We start from the raw sequence: 236 nt of genomic DNA on the forward strand, positions 1-236 counted from the left end.
CGCCGCCGACGCGACAGTGTTTCCACTCACGAGACGCCCCAAACGGGGCGGCTTATCGGAAGAACCGTCCGTCCAGTGGTTGGTTCGCTGGGACAGCCCTACGGACTCCGAGGGCTGTCCAAGCAGCGCGAACCACCATCTCACAGAACTCTCTGAACGACCACGGCCAGAGGCGGCGCCCCCCACGGCGGGGCGCCGCCACGTACATCCAGTGAAGATACCGCCAGACGTTCTGG

1 protein-coding gene is annotated in these 236 nt (G+C 65.7%); it reads right to left on the reverse strand.

Annotated features, from left to right (window positions below):
• Positions 1–52 precede the first annotated feature (52 nt).
• Positions 53–236 (reverse strand): ISH3 family transposase (locus HKX41_13480; GenBank protein ID NNC25145.1); only part of this gene is annotated, 184 nt, incomplete at its 5' end.

It is taken from the genome of Salifodinibacter halophilus (assembly GCA_012999515.1).
Taxonomy (GTDB): Bacteria; Pseudomonadota; Gammaproteobacteria; order Nevskiales; family Salinisphaeraceae; genus Salifodinibacter; species Salifodinibacter halophilus.